This is a genomic window from Bradyrhizobium sp. MOS002 (genome assembly GCF_003020115.1).
Classification (GTDB): domain Bacteria; phylum Pseudomonadota; class Alphaproteobacteria; order Rhizobiales; family Xanthobacteraceae; genus Bradyrhizobium.
In genome coordinates this window covers 82,828-98,858 of record NZ_PYFX01000015.1, presented here as the reverse complement: position 1 = coordinate 98,858, position 16,031 = coordinate 82,828, and the positions used below count along the sequence as shown (strand labels likewise).

Annotated in this window: 12 protein-coding genes; 3 read left to right on the top strand and 9 right to left on the bottom strand. The window is 64.4% G+C overall.

The annotated features are described in order from the left end of the window. Position 1 precedes the first annotated feature (1 nt). The gene (treY, locus tag C7G41_RS29645; protein WP_106945845.1) at positions 2–2,788 is read left to right on the top strand and encodes a malto-oligosyltrehalose synthase; all 2,787 of its coding nucleotides are present in this window, start codon (positions 2–4) and stop codon (positions 2,786–2,788) included. Positions 2,789–2,791: 3 nt separating this feature from the next. Here treY and C7G41_RS29640 read toward each other — a convergent pair whose 3' ends face one another. Beyond that, entirely contained in the window at positions 2,792–3,109 is a 318-nt protein-coding gene (locus C7G41_RS29640) for a polyhydroxyalkanoic acid system family protein (RefSeq protein ID WP_106945844.1), read from the bottom strand. A gap of 186 nt (positions 3,110–3,295) precedes the next feature. Here C7G41_RS29640 and C7G41_RS29635 point away from each other — a divergent pair, with 186 nt between their 5' ends. Beyond that, on the top strand, positions 3,296–3,460 hold the full coding sequence (locus C7G41_RS29635) for a DUF3309 family protein (RefSeq protein ID WP_106945843.1): 165 nt from the start codon (positions 3,296–3,298) through the stop codon (positions 3,458–3,460). 94 nt (positions 3,461–3,554) lie between these two features. Here C7G41_RS29635 and ligD read toward each other — a convergent pair whose 3' ends face one another. Then, positions 3,555–6,245 carry a DNA ligase D gene (ligD, locus tag C7G41_RS29630; RefSeq protein ID WP_106945875.1) on the bottom strand — a complete coding sequence of 897 codons (2,691 nt, stop codon included), beginning with the start codon at positions 6,243–6,245 and terminating at the stop codon, positions 3,555–3,557. A gap of 113 nt (positions 6,246–6,358) precedes the next feature. Here ligD and C7G41_RS29625 point away from each other — a divergent pair, with 113 nt between their 5' ends. Continuing rightward, a complete protein-coding gene (locus tag C7G41_RS29625) occupies positions 6,359–7,243 on the top strand; it encodes a Ku protein (protein WP_106945842.1) in 885 nt (294 codons plus the stop codon). 144 nt (positions 7,244–7,387) lie between these two features. Here the strand turns inward: C7G41_RS29625 and C7G41_RS29620 are convergent, their stop codons facing one another. The 7 genes from C7G41_RS29620 to C7G41_RS37095 all read right to left on the bottom strand — a co-directional run bounded on the left by C7G41_RS29620 (position 7,388) and on the right by C7G41_RS37095 (position 15,885). Next, positions 7,388–8,077, bottom strand: a complete 690-nt coding sequence (locus C7G41_RS29620) for a response regulator (RefSeq protein WP_106945841.1) — start codon at positions 8,075–8,077, stop codon at positions 7,388–7,390. Beyond that, the gene (locus tag C7G41_RS29615; RefSeq protein WP_106945840.1) at positions 8,074–10,797 is read right to left on the bottom strand and encodes a sensor histidine kinase KdpD; all 2,724 of its coding nucleotides are present in this window, start codon (positions 10,795–10,797) and stop codon (positions 8,074–8,076) included. Before C7G41_RS29615 ends, C7G41_RS29620 begins: the two co-directional genes overlap by 4 nt. Positions 10,798–10,834: 37 nt before the next feature. After that, the gene (locus C7G41_RS29610; protein ID WP_106945839.1) at positions 10,835–11,437 is read right to left on the bottom strand and encodes a K(+)-transporting ATPase subunit C; all 603 of its coding nucleotides are present in this window, start codon (positions 11,435–11,437) and stop codon (positions 10,835–10,837) included. 110 nt (positions 11,438–11,547) lie between these two features. Beyond that, positions 11,548–13,662: a potassium-transporting ATPase subunit KdpB gene (gene kdpB / locus C7G41_RS29605; protein ID WP_106945838.1), complete on the bottom strand. Its 2,115-nt coding sequence runs from the start codon at positions 13,660–13,662 to the stop codon at positions 11,548–11,550. A 64-nt stretch (positions 13,663–13,726) separates the two neighbouring features. Further along, positions 13,727–15,430: a potassium-transporting ATPase subunit KdpA gene (gene kdpA, locus C7G41_RS29600; protein ID WP_106945837.1), complete on the bottom strand. Its 1,704-nt coding sequence runs from the start codon at positions 15,428–15,430 to the stop codon at positions 13,727–13,729. 111 nt (positions 15,431–15,541) lie between these two features. Continuing rightward, on the bottom strand, positions 15,542–15,631 hold the full coding sequence (locus tag C7G41_RS29595) for a K(+)-transporting ATPase subunit F (protein ID WP_007595755.1): 90 nt from the start codon (positions 15,629–15,631) through the stop codon (positions 15,542–15,544). Between the two features lie 11 nt (positions 15,632–15,642). After that, positions 15,643–15,885, bottom strand: coding sequence for a hypothetical protein (locus tag C7G41_RS37095; protein ID WP_146159825.1), 243 nt, complete (start codon positions 15,883–15,885; stop codon positions 15,643–15,645). Positions 15,886–16,031: the final 146 nt, after the last annotated feature.

The window sequence follows — 16,031 nt, the reverse complement described above, 5'->3', positions numbered from 1 at the left end:
CATGCCTCCAGCCATTCCTCTCGCAACCTACCGGCTTCAGCTCACCGCGGATTTCGACTTCGACAAGGCCGCCGCGGTGGTGCCCTATCTGAAGGCGCTGGGAATCACGCATCTCTACACCTCGCCGGTGATGAAGGCCCGCAAGGGCTCGACCCACGGCTATGACACCGTCGATCACAGCCAGTTCAATCCGGAGCTCGGCGGCGAGGCCGGCTTCGCGCGGTTGAGCGAAGCGCTGACGCGACACGACCTCGGCCTCATCATCGATTTCGTGCCGAACCATGTCGGCGTGCACTTTGCCGATAACCCCTGGTGGCTGGACGTGCTGGAATGGGGCCAGGCCTCGCCGCACGCCGTCTCTTTCGATATCGACTGGGATCAACTGGCTTTCCGCGCCCGTGGCGGCGTGCTGCTGCCGATCCTCGGAGCGTCCTATGGCGAAGCGCTCGAGAGCGGCGATATCGAGCTGCGCTACGATGCCAACGAAGGTAGTTTTTCCGCCTGGTATTTCGAGCATCGATTGCCGATCGCGCCGGAGCGCTACGGCGAGATGCTGCGGATGATCGTGAAGGAAGCCGACGCCGCCGAAACCGAGGCCGGCAAGCGCCTGCTGTCGCTCACGGCCCGCTACACGGGACTGCGCCGTCCCAACCGCAAGGAAGCGCCCGGCTTCAAGGCGGAGCTCAAGGAGATCGCAGGCAGCGCCGATATCATCGCGCGCGGCCTCGGCGCCTATCGCGCCGCCAAGGACCGCCCCGCGCAGACGCTGGCGCTGCATCATTTGCTGGAGCGCCAGCACTACAAGCTCGGGCACTGGCGGCTTGCCTCCAGCGACATCAACTATCGCCGCTTCTTCGACGTCAACGGGCTCGCCGGCATGCGCGTCGAGGATCCCGGCACGTTCGCCGCCACGCACCGGCTGGTGAAGCAACTCATTGCCGACGGCAGACTGCAAGGCATCCGGCTCGATCATATCGACGGCTTGCGCGATCCCGCGCAATATTGCCAGCGGCTGCGCCGGCTGGTGCGCGACGCACAGGGCACCACAAAGCCGTTCTATACGGTGATCGAGAAAATCCTGTGCGAGCACGAGCGCCTGCCTCATTTCGCCGGCGTCCAGGGCACCACCGGCTATGAGTGGATGAATGCCATCACTCACGTTCTGGTCGACGCCAAGGGGCTGGAGGCCCTGGACGAGCCCTGGCGGCAGATCAGCAACCGGCCGCCGCGGCTCGCGCCTTACGTCAAGGACGCCAAACGGCGCGTGCTGGAGACGCTGCTGACCAGCGAATTCACGGTTCTAACGCGCCTGCTTGCGCGCATCGCCAACGGGCACTACTCGACCCGCGACTTTTCCGCCGACAGCCTGCGGCAGGCGCTTGAGCTCTACGTGCTGCATTTCCCGGTGTACCGCACCTATTTGACGACAGGCACGCCAACGGCGAACGATCGCAAGCTGATCGACGACACCATCGAGCAGGCGCGCCGGGAATGGTTCGCCGCTGACGAAGGCATTTTCGACTTCCTGCGCGACGCGCTCACCATGGACCTGCTCAAGCCAGGCCGTCCCCCGCACAGCGCCCCGCGGGTGCGCCGCTTTGCGCTGAAGGTGCAGCAATTCACCGGGCCGATGATGGCGAAGTCGCTGGAGGACACCGCTTTCTATCAATTCCACCGGCTGCTCGCCCTGAACGAAGTCGGCGGCGATCCCGCGAGCAAGGGTCTCACCATTGCCGCTTTCCACGACACCATGCAGGCCCGCGCCAGGGAATGGCCGCAAGGGATGACGGCGACCGCCACGCACGACACCAAACGCGGCGAGGACGCCCGGGCGCGGATCGCGGCCTTAAGTGAAATTTCCGGCGAATGGACCAGTGCCGTGTCACGCTGGAAAGTCCTCAATGCCCCGCACCTCGCGCTCGACGGCAATCTGCGCGCTCCGTCGGCGACGTTCGAATACATGCTCTACCAGACGCTGCTCGGCGCCTGGTTCCTCCAGGAGACGGCCGATGCCGGTTTCGTCGAACGTATCCAGGCCTATGCGCTCAAGGCCGCGCGCGAGGGCAAGGAGGAGACCAGCTGGCTCAACCCGCACGAGGCCTATGAGAACGGCGTCAAGAGCTTCATCGCGAAGATTCTCGATCCCGCGCACTCAGGCGAATTCCTGGAGGCGCTGCAAACCCTGGCTCGCCGCGTCGCGTTGCTCGGCGCGCTGAACGCTCTGAGCCAGCTCACTCTCAAGGCGACACTGCCGGGCGTGCCCGACTTCTACCAGGGCACCGAATTCTGGGACCTGTCGCTGGTCGATCCCGACAACCGCCGTCCGGTGGATTTCTCCGCGCGACACGCGGCGCTGGGCACGCTGGACAATCCGGATTGGAATCATCTGATCAAGAGCTGGCCGGACGGCCAGCTCAAGCTGGCCTGGACGCGGCATCTGCTCAAGCTGCGCAACGAGCTGCCCGACGTCTTCGCGCGGGGCGACTACCAGCCGCTTCCGGTGCGGGGCGCACATGCCGACCATGTCGTGGCCTTTGCCCGCCGCCACGGCCGCGCCGCGGCCATCGTCGTGGTCGGGCGCCACTTCGCACCTTTCACGCAAGCAGGACGCGAATGGCCGGCGCTCGATGGGGCCGACGCCACCATCGACGTCACGGGCTACAACGTGCCGGGTTTCGCAGGCAACGATCTGCCGCTCGCGCAGGCGCTTCGCGGCTTTCCCGCCTCCGTCATCCCGGCGCGCCCCGCGGGTGCGGCGAAGCCGGTGCGACAGCGCAACCGCGCTTGAACGCTAGCTCTTCCCGTCTTTGCCCAACAGCAGCTGGCCGCGCTTGCGGATGGTGGCCTGCGCCATCTCGGCAAAGCGCTGCAACAGCCAGGGCAGCACCACCTGCACCTTGACATGATCGTCGGCGACGTCGACCTGCCCCGTCGCGATCTGCCCGAGCGCGCGGATGCGGAAATTCATGCTGTCGCCGCTCCAGCGCTCCTCCTCGACCTGCATCACGGGAATGCTGGCCGCAGCACGGCCGAGCCCGGTCTTGAGCCGGCGCACCGCCTCCTCGCGGCCGAGGCGGTGGGGAATTGAGACGACAAGCGGTGCTGACATGGCTCTGCCCCAGTTAGTGATTGAACCTCACATAATCATGCCCCGCGGGGTCACAAAGGTTCCATGCAAGTTGAGCGTGCAACCGGTGTTTCATTGGCGGAACTTTAGAACCTGCGGCAAGTTGCCCTCGCACAACGGGACAGGTTGCATGAGCCCCTTCCAACGAAGGGCTGGAGGAGATTTCGCATGTCTATCGGTACGATCATTCTGATCATTCTTGTCATCGCGCTGCTCGGCGGCTTCAGCGGCATCGGCGGCGGTCCGTTCTACGGCACCGGCTATTACGGCGGCGGCGGCCTCGGGCTCATCATCGTCATTCTGTTGATATTGCTGCTGCTGGGACGGATCTAGCCGATGAATCGTAGGGTGGGTTAGCCGCAAGGCGTGACCCACCTCTTTACGTGCTGCGGAGAAGAAGTGGTGGGTTACGCTTCGCTAACCCACCCTACTTCACTTTACCCGCGAGCTTCTTGATCGCGGCCTTGATCGACGCGGCTGCATCGTCGTAGCCATCCCACGCCTTCGATCGCGCCAGCAAGCCGGGCACCGTCCGCACCGTGTACCGCTTCGGATCGAGGTCGCTCTTCACCTGCGCCCAGGTGACGGGCATCGACACAGTCGCACCATCTCGCGCGCGGGGGGATAGCGGCGCCACCGCCGTCGACATCCGATCATTGCGCAGATAGTCCAGAAAGATCTTCCCGTTGCGCAGCTTCTTCGACATGTTGAGCAGGTAGCGCTCGGGATCGTCGTCCGCCATCCATTGGCAGACCCCTTGCGCGAAGGCTTTCGCCTCCTTCCAGCTCACCTTGTCCCGCGCGCCGTGGAGCAGCGGCACCACCACGTGCAGGCCCTTGCCGCCGGTGGTCTTGCAAAAACTCTCCATGCCGACATCGGCCAGGCGCTGCCGCATCTCCTTGGCTGCATCGACGACCTCGGGAAAATCGACGTCCGGCGCGGGATCGAGATCGAACACCAGCCGGCCCGGCGTGTCATAAGCGCCGGGCGCGCAATTCCAGGGATGCAGCTCGACGCCGCCGATCTGCGCCACGGCCGCGAGCCCCTCGACACGATCGATCTGCAAATAGGGCTTGCGATCGCCCGAGACCTTGGCGAGCTCGATCAGGTTCGAGGTGCCCTGCATCGCGTGGCGCTGGAAGAATTTCTCACCACCGATGCCATCAGGCGCACGCACGATCGAGCAGGGACGACCCTTGATATGCTCGATCATCCAGCCACCGACCGCTTCGAAATAGCGCGCAAGATCGAGTTTTGTCACGCCGTCGTCCGGCCAAAGCGCCTTGTCCGGCTTGGAGAGCACGACACCCATCACTTCGGCGCCGCCGCCTGCCTTCGGCCGGGCCGCAGGCTTGGGCTTGGACTTGGGCGTGGCCTTGGCCCGGGAGCTGGTGGAAGGCTCGGCCAGCTCGGTATCCACCGGCGTTTCCGCCTCGACCTCCTCCGCCGGCTTGTCCTGCCGCAGACCCTTGAATGCGGCCTGGCGGATATTGCCGTCAGCGGTGAAGCCGGCGAACTCGATCTCCGCCACGAGCTCCGGCTTCAGCCAGTGCACCTCGCGCGCCTTTTTCGGTGCGTTCTTGCCGCCGAAGGGGCTTTGCTTGGCCTCCATGGCCTTCAAGGACGGCATGATGCGCTTGACCGTGTCGGCGCCGAACCCGGTACCGACCATGCCGACGAAGGCGAGATGATCCCCGCGATGCACGCCGGCCATCAGCGAGCGGAATTTGCCGTTGGTGGTCTTGTAGCCGCCGATCACGACCTCATGGCCAGCGCGGCATTTGGCCTTGGTCCAGCTTTCCGTCCGCCCCGAACGATAAGGCGCGTCCAGCTTCTTCGACACCACGCCCTCAAGCTCGAGCTTGCAGGCCGATTGCAGCACGGCGTCGCCGCCGCTTTCGAAATGCTCGACATAGCGAATCCGGCTCGATTTCTTCTTACGTGCCTCCAACAGCTCCTTGAGGCGGTCCTTGCGCTCCGCGAGCGGCAGCCGCCGCAAATCGAGGCCTTCGACGAACAGGAGGTCGAAGGCGAAGAAGATGAGCTCTTCGGTCTTGCTATCCGAGAGCGCCGCCTGGAGCGACGAAAAGTTCGGTGCCCCGTTGTGGTCCAGCGCGACGATCTCGCCGTCGATCATCACATCCGGCAACGCGTCCGCTTCCTTCGCGATGCTTGCGAATTTCTCGGTCCAGTCGAGGCCTTTGCGCGTCTTCAACGTCGCCTTGCCGTCCTCGACTCGCAGCTGCACGCGGTAGCCGTCGAACTTGATCTCGTGGCACCAACCATCGCCACCCGGCGGGCGCTCGACCGGGGTGCAGAGCTGCGGTGCGACGAAATCCGGCATCTCCGCCGCCTTCTTCGCGGTCGTCGCGGTCGTGGCTTTCTTCTTTGCCGTCTTGCCGGTTTTCAACGCCGCGCGGGGCGCCGGCTTGACCGTGCGCCCTTTCGCTTCTTCGGCCCGATTGGACTGCCAGACCGCGTCGGCCTTGGCCTTCGCGCCCTTGGCGCCCTTCGCCAGCATGAACGGTTTTGGCGCGCGTCCCTTGCCTCCGGCGATCTGATCCATCGCGCGGCCGGAGGCGACCGACTTGTCCTCTTCGAGAATGTCGTTGTCTGCGCCCTCGCGGACATGTTCGTCGCGGTGCTTGATCAAGAGCCAATTGGTGCGCTTGCCGCCGGTACGGTCGTTGCGCATGCGCACCAGGACCCAGCTGCCGTGCAGCTTCTCGCCATGCAGGGTGAACTTCAGATCGCCCTTCTTGAAACCGCGTTCCGGATCCTCGGAGTCCCAGGTGCCGCGGTCCCACAGCATGACCGTACCGCCGCCGTACTGGCCTTCCGGGATCGTGCCCTCGAAGTCGCCATAGTCGAGCGGGTGGTCCTCGACCTCGACGGCCAGCCGCTTGTCGTGCGGATCGAGCGAGGGCCCTTTCGTCACCGCCCAGGACTTGAAGACGCCGTCGAATTCGAGCCGCAGATCGTAGTGCAGCCGCGTGGCGTCATGCTTCTGGATCACGAATCGCCGCTGCTTCGATGGGACCACCGCCGTCTTGCCCGACGGCTCCGGCGTCTTCTCGAAATCACGTTTCTGTCGATACTTGGAGAGCTTTTGCAGCACGACTGGTCCCGGATTCTCTTCGGCATGAAAGCCTATCACGGCCCGCATCCCACCCGGAACCAAAACCCCGCGGGACGGTTGGGGTTCCAAACTCGAAGACGCTGGAGAACGGAATGGCACCGCGCGCCTATTGGAAGGGAACGTTGAGGCTCTCGCTGGTCAGTTGCCCCGTTGTGCTTTATCCGGCGACCACCGCGGCCGAGAAGACGCGGTTTCACATGATCAACCGCGAGACCGGCAACCGATTGAAGCAGCAGATGATCGACGCCGAGACCGGCGATGTCGTCGAGAGCGACCAGAAGGGACGCGGCTACGAGCTGCGCAAGGGCAAATATGTCGAGATCGAGCCGGAGGAGCTCGAAGCGGTCCAGATCGAGAGCAACCACACCATCGACATCGAGAGCTTTGTGCCGAGCGACGAGATCGACCAGCGCTATCTCAACCATCCCTACTACATCGCGCCCGACGGCAAGGCCGCGGTCGATGCTTTTGCCGTGATCCGCGACGCGATGAAGGACCAGGATCGCGTCGCGCTCGCCAAGATCGTGCTCACCAACCGCGAGCACATCATCGCGATCGAGCCGCTCGGCAAGGGTCTGCTCGGCACCACGCTGCGCTTCCCCTACGAACTGCGCGACGAGGACCAGTTCTTCGACGACATCAAGAGCCCGAAGATCACCAAGGACATGGTTGAGCTCGCCGGCCATATCCTCCAGACCAAGGCTTCCCATTTCGATCCCAGCAAGTTCAAGGACGACTACGAGAACGCGCTGAAAGCACTGGTGAAGCGCAAGGCCAGTGGCAAAAAGATCGACCTGCCGGAGCCCGAGGAGCGGCCGAGCAATGTGGTCAGCCTGATGGATGCGCTGAAGCAGAGCTTGAAGGGCCGCGGCGGGAAGAAGACGGCGGCGAAGTCCCATTCGCGCCGGGCATCGGGGCGACAGCGCGCCGCGAAGAAGACGCACCGGTCGACGGCGCGGCAGAGGAAGGCGGGTTAGCTCTCCGCCGCGCACACCGCTCTCTTCCCTCATGGTGAGGAGGCGCGAAGCGCCGCCTCGAACCATGTAGGCCCCCGCTGCAGCAGTCGGGCCTTCATCCTTCGAGACGCGCGTTCCGCGCTCTTCAGGATGAGGGATGCAACGTCAATCCCCCGCCTTCAGCCGGTACCCGATCCCCGTCTCCGTCAGCACAAATTGCGGCCGTTCCGGATCGGCTTCGATCTTCTGCCGGAGCTGGCGGACATAGACGCGCAGATATTGCGCGTCAGTCAGCTCGTCCCAGAGCTCCCTGAGCAGGAAGCGATGGGTGAGCACCTTGCCGGCGTGCTGCACCAGCACACGCAGGAGGTCATACTCCTTCGGCGACAGTTTGACATCACGCTCGCCGACCTTGACGATCCGGCGCACCAGATCGACCGAGAGATCGCCGGCACGAAACACCGGGCGTTCGCCCTGGATCTGAAGCTGGTGCCGCAGCGCGGCGCGCAGGCGCGCCAGCAACTCGTCCATGCCGAACGGCTTTGTCAGATAATCGTCGGCACCGAGATCGAGCGCCTGCACCTTGCCGGCCTCGTCGCCACGGCTCGACAGCACAACGATCGGAACCGCTTCATTGCGGGCGCGGATGGTGCGCAACAACTCATGGCCCTGGATGTCGGGCAGGCCGAGATCGAGGATGATCAGCGCGGGATCCTCGCTGAGCTTCTCCAGCGCGGTCTTGCCGTTCGACGCCTCCAGGATCTCATAGCCTTGCGTCGAGAGCCCCATCCGCAGCAATTTGCGGATCGGCGGCTCGTCGTCGATGACCAGAACCTTGATCGGGGGGGCGCTCATGCGGCGGTATCCAATGCGTGGGTCCGGGCCGGAATGGGGAGGCGGATGGTCAGTACCGCGCCGCTCCGGTCGCTGCGATTCGCGGCCGAGATCGTGCCACGCATCGCCTCGACGAAGCCGCGTGAGATGGCAAGCCCGAGGCCAGTGCCGGGACGGACATGATCGCCCTTCTGCACGCGATAAAACTTGTCGAACACGCTCTCGAGCTCCTCGGACGGAATGCCGTCGCCCTCGTCCGCAATCTGGAGCACCACATGATCGCTGTCGCGCCGGCTGCGAATCGAGACCGTCGCTTGGGGCGGCGAATATTTGGCGGCGTTGTCGAGCAGATTGAACAGCACCTGCTCGAACAGCACCGCATCGAGCTGGAGCATAGGAAGGTCTGCGGCCAACTCCAGCTCCACCTTGTGAGCGGTGAGGATCTTGGCTGCGCGCCGGAGCGCGCTCCCGACGATCTCTCCGAGATCGTGAAACGCAGCGTTGGGCACGATGGCGCCGGATTCGAGCTTGGTCATGTCGAGCAGATTGGCAATGAAGCGGTTGAGCCGTTCGGATTCGTCGATCACGGTCGCGAGCAGGTCGCGCTTCTCGGTGTCGGAGAGCGCGCTGGCGAGGTCGCGCATGGTCGAGGCCGCACCCAGCACAGATGCGAGCGGCGTCTTCAGATCGTGTGAAATCGAGGTCAACAATGCGGAACGCAACCGCTCGGATTCGACGGAGCGCTTGACGCGATCGACGTCCTCGACCAGCAGCACACGCTCGATCGCCAGCGCGCCCTGATCGACCAGCGCGTCGAGCAGCCGGCGCTGGTCCGGCGTCAGCAAGGGGCCGGTGCGGTCGTCGTCGATGCCGATGACGCCGATCGGGCCACGCCCGGTGCGCATCGGCAGGAACAGCCGTTTTGCGCCCGGCAACGTGTCCGAGCCGCGGCCTGCAGGTCGGTCATTGCTCCAGGTCCAGTTGGCGGCGGCAAGGTCAGCCTGATCGAGATCGTCCTCGGGGGGATAGCCCGACTTCACCGTGAGCAGACCCTCGTCCGGCAACAGCAGCACCACGCGGACTTTCAGCATCAGCGCGATCTGGTAGGCGGTCGCCCACAGCACGTCGTCGAGCGTGCCGGTGCCGGCGAGCTTGCGGCTGAAAGCATAGAGCTGCTCCGTGGTCCGGATGCGACCGATCGCAGCATCAGCCTGGGTGCGGACCCGCCCCGCGACGTTCGACACCACGAACGCAATCAGCATGAAGAAAAAGAACGCCGCGACATTGGTCGGATCGGTGATGGTGAAGGTATAGACCGGCGGCAGAAAGAAGAAATTGTAGGCGAGCGACGCCGCGACACTCGCAAGCAACGACGGCCACAATCCGTAGCGCACGGCAACCGTCACCACGGCGGTCAGAAACATCAGGTCGACGTTCTCAATGCCGAAATACGGCTTGATGGCCACGGCGGCAGCGAGGCCAAGCCCGGTGATCCCGAGCGCTTTCAGATAGGGCCGCGCATCGAACGGGTCCGATCGCGTTGCGGTCTGCACCGCCGTCTTAGGCGCCGGCTCGCTGGTGAGTTCGTCGCCCGGGATGACATGCACGCTGATATTGCCGGCACGGCGCACCAGATCGTGCACGACGGAGCCGCGCGTCATCTCGAACCAGAGCGAACGCGTCGACTTGCCGATCACGATCTGGGTGACGTTGTTGCCTTGCGCGAAGTTGACGACGTCGTCGGCGAGGCGCCGGCCGACGCCCGGAATCGTCAGCGCCTCACCGCCGAGCGATTCCGCGAGCCGCAGCGTATCGGCCAGCCGGTCGCGCTCCTCATCAGACATTTGCAGGGACCGCCGCGTCTCGATCGACACCGCAGTGAACGGCGCATGCAGCCGGTCGGCCAGCCGCTTGGTGTAGCGCACGAGGCTGGCCGCGCGCGGATCTTCGCTGACACAGACGAGGATGCGCTCGCCTGCGGCCCAGGGACCGGCGATCGCGTTCGCCTGCATGTGGGTGAGCAGCTGTTCGTCGACCCGTTCCGCCGTGCGCCGCAGCGCCAGCTCGCGCAGCGCGGTGAGGTTGCCCGGCGAGAAATAATGTTCCAGCGCCCGCTCGGCCTGCTTGGGGACGTAGACCTTGCCCTCCTTCAGCCGCTGAATCAGATCGTCGGGCGTGAGGTCGATCAGCTCAATCGCATCCGCGCGGTCAAACACCGAATCCGGCACGGTCTCGCGCACCCGCACATGGGTGATCTGGGCGACGACGTCGTTCAGGCTCTCGATGTGCTGAATGTTGACGGCGGTATAGACGTCGATGCCGTGGGAGAGCAGCTCCTCGACGTCGAGATAGCGCTTGGGATGGCGGCTGCCGACCGCGTTGGTGTGGGCGAGTTCGTCGACCAGAGCGATTTTCGGGCGGCGCGCGATCACGGCGTCGAGGTCCATCTCCTCGACAATCTGGCCGCGGTGATCCAGCTTCTTGCGTGGGATGATTTCGAGCCCGCGCACCAGTGCCTCGGTCTCCGCGCGGCCATGGGTCTCGACGAATCCGACCACGACATCGATGCCGGCCTTGCGCTTGGCATGGGCGCTTTGCAGCATCTCGTAGGTCTTGCCGACGCCGGGAGCGGCGCCGACGAAGATTTTCAGCTTGCCGCTCACGCCCTCCTCCCGACGCGCGGCTTCCAGCAGCGCCTCGGGCGACGGACGTTGTTCGGGATCGCGGCGCTCTCGGACCATCAAATCAATATAATCATCCGCACGCGCCTAGCCTAGACTACTTCGTGGCACGATCGAGCGCGAGATTCAGAGCCAGCACGTTGACCCGGGGCTCGCCGATCAGGCCGAGCAGGCGGCCCTGGGTGTTGGAAGCTACCAGTTGCTTGACCTGATCCTCCGGCACGTTTCGCGCCTTCGCTACGCGCGGCACCTGGAATTGCGCCGCTTCCGGCGAGATATCCGGATCGAGGCCGCTGGCTGAGGTCGTCACGAGGTCGACCGGCACGGCGGCATTCGGGTTCTCGCCCCTGAGCTTGTCCACATCTTCCTTCAGCCGGTCGGCCAGCGCCTTGCTGGTCGGGCCGAGATTGGAGCCGCCCGAATTGGCGGCGTTGTAGGGCGCCGGCACCGTCTTGGTCGAATCGTTCGGGTCCGGCGCGACTGTCGCCGACGGACGGCCGTGGAAATATTTGTCGTCCTTAAACTCCTGCCCGATCAGGGCGGAGCCGACCACCTTGCCGTCCTTCTCGATCAGGCTGCCCTGCGCCTGCGCGGGGAAGATCGCGCCGGCAATAGCGGTCATCGCGAGGGGATAGGCAAGTCCGGTGATGGCGGTAAGCACCAGCAGCAGGACGATGGCGGGGCGGATTTCTCTGAGCATGTGTTTCTCCTATTTCTTTCGTCATTGCGAGGAGCGAAGCGACGAAGCAATCCAGGCTTTCAACCGCGGAAGAATCTCTGGATTGCTTCGCTTCGCTCGCAATGACGGGGTTAGGCCAGGTGCAAGGCAACGACGACGAGGTCGATCGCCTTGATGCCGATGAAGGGAATGACGATGCCGCCGAGGCCGTAGATCAGCAAATTGCGCCGCAGCAGTGCGCCGGCCCCGACCGCGCGATAGGCGACGCCCTTCAGCGCCAGCGGGATCAACGCGATGATAACAAGCGCGTTGAAGATGATCGCCGACAGGATGGCGCTCTGCGGGCTCGACAGGTTCATGACGTTGAGCACGTTGAGCTGGGGGTAGAACGCCAGGAACATCGCCGGGATGATCGCGAAATACTTCGCGACGTCGTTGGCGATCGAGAAGGTGGTCAGCGCGCCGCGCGTCATCAGCAGCTGCTTGCCGATCTCGACCACCTCGATCAGCTTGGTCGGGTTGGAGTCGAGGTCGACCATGTTGCCGGCCTCGCGCGCCGCCTGCGTGCCGGTGTTCATGGCGACACCGACGTCTGCCTGCGCGAGTGCCGGGGCGTCGTTGGTGCCGTCGCCGCACATCGCCACCAGCTTGCCCTTGGCCTGCTCGTCGCGGATCAGCTTGAGCTTGTCCTCGGGGGTTGCCTGCGCCAGGAAGTCGTCGACGCCGGCTTCCGCTGCGATCGCGGCGGCCGTCATGGGATTATCGCCGGTAATCATGACGGTGCGGATGCCCATGCGCCGCAGCTCGGCAAAGCGCTCGCGGATGCCGCCCTTGACGATGTCCTTGAGCTGGATGACGCCCAGCAGCTTGCCGTCCCTGGCGACCGCCAGCGGCGTGCCGCCGGCTTTCGATATGTCGTCGGCAATGGTCTGGATTTCGCGGCCGACGTCCGAGAGCCCGGCGGGCTGGATGGAACGAGCCGTGTTGCCTGAGGCGACCACCAGCGGTGCACCGCCACCGACATAGTTGAGGATCGCATCGACCGCGCCCTTGCGCACAGACGCGCCGCCGGCGTCGACACCGCTCATGCGGGTCTGCGCCGTGAACGGGATGAAGGTGGCCCCCAACTCGGCCATGTCGCGGCCACGGATGCCGTATTTCTCCTTGGCCAGCACCACGATCGAACGGCCCTCCGGGGTCTCGTCGGCGAGCGAGGCGAGCTGGGCCGCGTCCGCGAGCTCCTGCTCGGTGACACCGCGCACCGGGCGGAAGGAGGTCGCCTGCCGGTTGCCAAGCGTGATCGTTCCGGTCTTGTCGAGCAGCAGCGTGTCGACGTCGCCGGCGGCCTCGACCGCGCGGCCGGACATCGCCAACACGTTGAAGCGGACCAGGCGGTCCATGCCGGCGATGCCGATCGCCGACAGCAGCGCACCGATCGTGGTCGGGATCAGCGTCACGAACAGCGCGACCAGCACAACCACCGAGATCGAGCCGCCGGCATAGGCCGCGTAGCTCGGAATGGTGACGGTGGCAAACACGAAGATGATGGTGAGGCCGGCCAGCAGGATATTGAGCGCGATCTCGTTCGGGGTCTTCGCCCGCTCGGCGCCCTCGACCAGCTTGATCATGCGATCGATGAAGGTCGAGCCCTGCGCTGCCGTAATCCGCACGCGGATCCAGTCGGACAGCACCTGGGTGCCGCCGGTCACCGCCGAACGGTCGCCGCCGGATTCGCGGATCACGGGCGCGGACTCGCCGGTGATGGCGGCCTCGTTGACGGACGCGACGCCCTCGATCACCTCGCCATCGGAGGGAATGGTATCGCCGGCCTCGACCAGAACGAGGTCCCCCACCTTGAGGCTGGTGCCCGGCACCAACTTGAAGGTGCGGTCAGAGCCGGTCAGCAGCTTGGCCTGGCTCTCGGTGCGGGTCTTGCGCAGCGATTCGGCTTGCGCCTTGCCGCGGCCTTCGGCCACGGCTTCGGCAAGATTGGCAAACAGCACCGTGAACCAGAGCCAGACGATGATCTGGAAGGTAAAGCCGAGATTCCCGCCGCCCGTAACGAGGTCGCGCAGGAAGATCACAGTGGTGAGCGCGGCCACGATCTCGACCACGAACATCACCGGATTCTTGATCATCAAGCGCGGATCGAGCTTGGTGAAGGACGCGCGGATCGCGGGCACGACGATCTTGGGGTCGAGCATCGCCGAGACGGACGCGCGTTTTTGTAGTTTCATGGTATCCATGGAGGTCACTCCAAACAATCAGAAGGCTGTCGATCAGAACACTTGCTGTTCAGAACACTGCTGTTCAAAACACTTGGCCGGCGTTCATCGCGAGATGCTCGACGATGGGGCCGAGGGCGAGGGCCGGGAAGAAGGTCAGGCCGCCGATGATCAGGATCACGCCGACGACCAGGCCGACGAACAACCCGCCCGTGGTCGGGAGGGTGCCCGCGGACGGCGGGATCGATTTCTTGGCGGCCAGCGAACCCGCAATCGCCATCGCCGGGATGATCATGAAGAAGCGGCCGACGAACATCGCGCTTGCAAGCGTGAGGTTGTAGAAGAAGGTGTTGCCGGTGAGGCCCGCGAAGGCCGAGCCGTTGTTGCCGGTCGCCGAGGTGAAGGCGTAGAGCACCTCGGTGAAGCCATGCGGTCCGGCATTCGCCATCGAGGCGACCGCCGCCGGATAGACCACGCCGACCGCGGTCCATCCGAGATACATCAGCGGCAGCACCAGGATCGCGAGCATCGCCATCTTCACTTCGCGCGCCTCGATCTTCTTGCCGACATACTCCGGCGTGCGGCCGACCATCAGGCCTGCCACGAAGATCGCGAGCACGACGAACAGCAGCATGCCATAGAGGCCGGCGCCGACGCCGCCGACGATGATTTCGCCGAGCTGCATATTGATCAGGGGAATCATGCCGCCGAGCGCGGTGAAGCTGTCATGCATGGCGTTGACCGCGCCGCAGGAGGCGGCCGTCGTGATCACGGCGAACAGGGAGGACGCAACAATGCCGAAGCGCAACTCCTTGCCCTCCATGTTGCCGCCGGTCAGGCCGAGCGCATGCAGGGTCGAGGTACCGTTGGCCTCCGCCCAATAGGTGATGGCGACACCGGCGAGGAACAGCACGCCCATCACGGACAGGATTGCCCAGCCCTGGCGCTGGTTGCCGACCATCCGACCGAACACGTTTGTGAGCGCGGCGCCAAGCGCGAAGATCGACAGCATCTGCACGAAGTTCGACAGCGCGGTCGGGTTCTCGAACGGGTGCGCCGCATTGGCGTTGAAGAAGCCGCCGCCATTGGTGCCGAGCATCTTGATCGCGACCTGCGAGGCGACCGGGCCGACCGCGATGGTTTGCTTGGCACCCTCGAGCGTGGTGGCCTCGACATAGTCGCCGAGCGTCTGCGGGATGCCCTGCCAGACCAGGAACAGCGTGTAGACGACGCAGATCGGCAGCAGGACGTAGAGCGTACAGCGGGTAACGTCGACCCAGAAATTGCCGACCGTGCGCATCGAGGCGCGCGAGAAGCCGCGGATCAGCGCCACTGCGAGCGCAATGCCGGTTGCCGCCGACAGGAAGTTCTGGTGCGTCAGGCCGAGCATCTGCACGAGATAGGATATCGTGCTCTCGCCGCCGTAGTTCTGCCAGTTGGTGTTGGTGATGAAGGAGATCGCGGTGTTGAAGGAAAGATCCGCTGCGACCGCCGACTGCCCGGCCGGATTGAACGGCAGTACATCCTGTAGCCGCATCACGCCGTAGATGATGAGGAAGCCGCCGACATGGAACAGCAGCATGGCGACCGTGTAGGTCAGCCAATGCTGCTCGCGCTTCTCGTCGACCCCGGAGAACCAGTAGATGCCGGCCTCGATCGGACGAAGCACCGGCGACATGAAGGTCCGCTCGCCGTTGAACACGCGCGTCATATACCAGCCGAGCGGCTTCGCCAGCGCGACGATGATGACGCAGTATAGGATGATCTGGAGCCAACCGATCATGGTCATGGATTTAACCCTTTAGATCTTGTGTCCTGCGCAGGAGCGGCAGGATCAGCGCGAGCAGGCAGGCGACGAGCGCGGCGTCCGCCAGCAGCAGTTTGAGAAGCAGGTGCACGGTCAGAATCGCTCGGGCCGCAGCAACGCGTAAGTGAGGTAGAACAGGAGGCCGAGCGAGACGACGCCGGCGAGCGAATAATCGAAGATCATGGTCTGCTCCCTCAGAGCCGTTCGCAGGCGTAGGTGTAACCGATCGCAAGGGCGAAAAAGCCGAAGCCCAGTGCCAGCATCAGAATGTCCATCATGGAGATACTCCTCGTTGCGCCCTTGGCTTCGGTGCAACATTTCTCGGGAGACCTGGTGAGTGAGTGGAAGGAAGCGCAGTCCATTTCCACAACGCCAACCAGGACTTTTGACCGTGCTGAAGTGCCACCACGGGCATAAGTTTTCGAGACGAGGGCCATGGCGAAGTTATAGGAATCTCATAAAAGGCCGGGACGACGGCGGAGAATGGCGCGTCACCGCCCCATCCCACACTTATGAAATCCCTATATCTGCCGCTCCCTCCCCATCTCGTTTTCAAATGCCGCTTTGGCCATCTTGGAGACGC

Coding starts and splice junctions, on each gene's coding strand:
- treY (WP_106945845.1), top strand. CDS start 2: ATGCCTCCAGCCATTCCTCTCGCAACCTACCGGCTTCAGCTCACCGCG.
- C7G41_RS29640 (WP_106945844.1), bottom strand. CDS start 3,109: ATGTCAGCACCGCTTGTCGTCTCAATTCCCCACCGCCTCGGCCGCGAG.
- C7G41_RS29635 (WP_106945843.1), top strand. CDS start 3,296: ATGTCTATCGGTACGATCATTCTGATCATTCTTGTCATCGCGCTGCTC.
- C7G41_RS29625 (WP_106945842.1), top strand. CDS start 6,359: ATGGCACCGCGCGCCTATTGGAAGGGAACGTTGAGGCTCTCGCTGGTC.
- C7G41_RS29620 (WP_106945841.1), bottom strand. CDS start 8,077: ATGAGCGCCCCCCCGATCAAGGTTCTGGTCATCGACGACGAGCCGCCG.
- C7G41_RS29615 (WP_106945840.1), bottom strand. CDS start 10,797: ATGGTCCGAGAGCGCCGCGATCCCGAACAACGTCCGTCGCCCGAGGCG.
- C7G41_RS29610 (WP_106945839.1), bottom strand. CDS start 11,437: ATGCTCAGAGAAATCCGCCCCGCCATCGTCCTGCTGCTGGTGCTTACC.
- kdpB (WP_106945838.1), bottom strand. CDS start 13,662: ATGGATACCATGAAACTACAAAAACGCGCGTCCGTCTCGGCGATGCTC.
- kdpA (WP_106945837.1), bottom strand. CDS start 15,430: ATGACCATGATCGGTTGGCTCCAGATCATCCTATACTGCGTCATCATC.
- C7G41_RS29595 (WP_007595755.1), bottom strand. CDS start 15,631: ATGATCTTCGATTATTCGCTCGCCGGCGTCGTCTCGCTCGGCCTCCTG.
- C7G41_RS37095 (WP_146159825.1), bottom strand. CDS start 15,885: ATGGCCCTCGTCTCGAAAACTTATGCCCGTGGTGGCACTTCAGCACGG.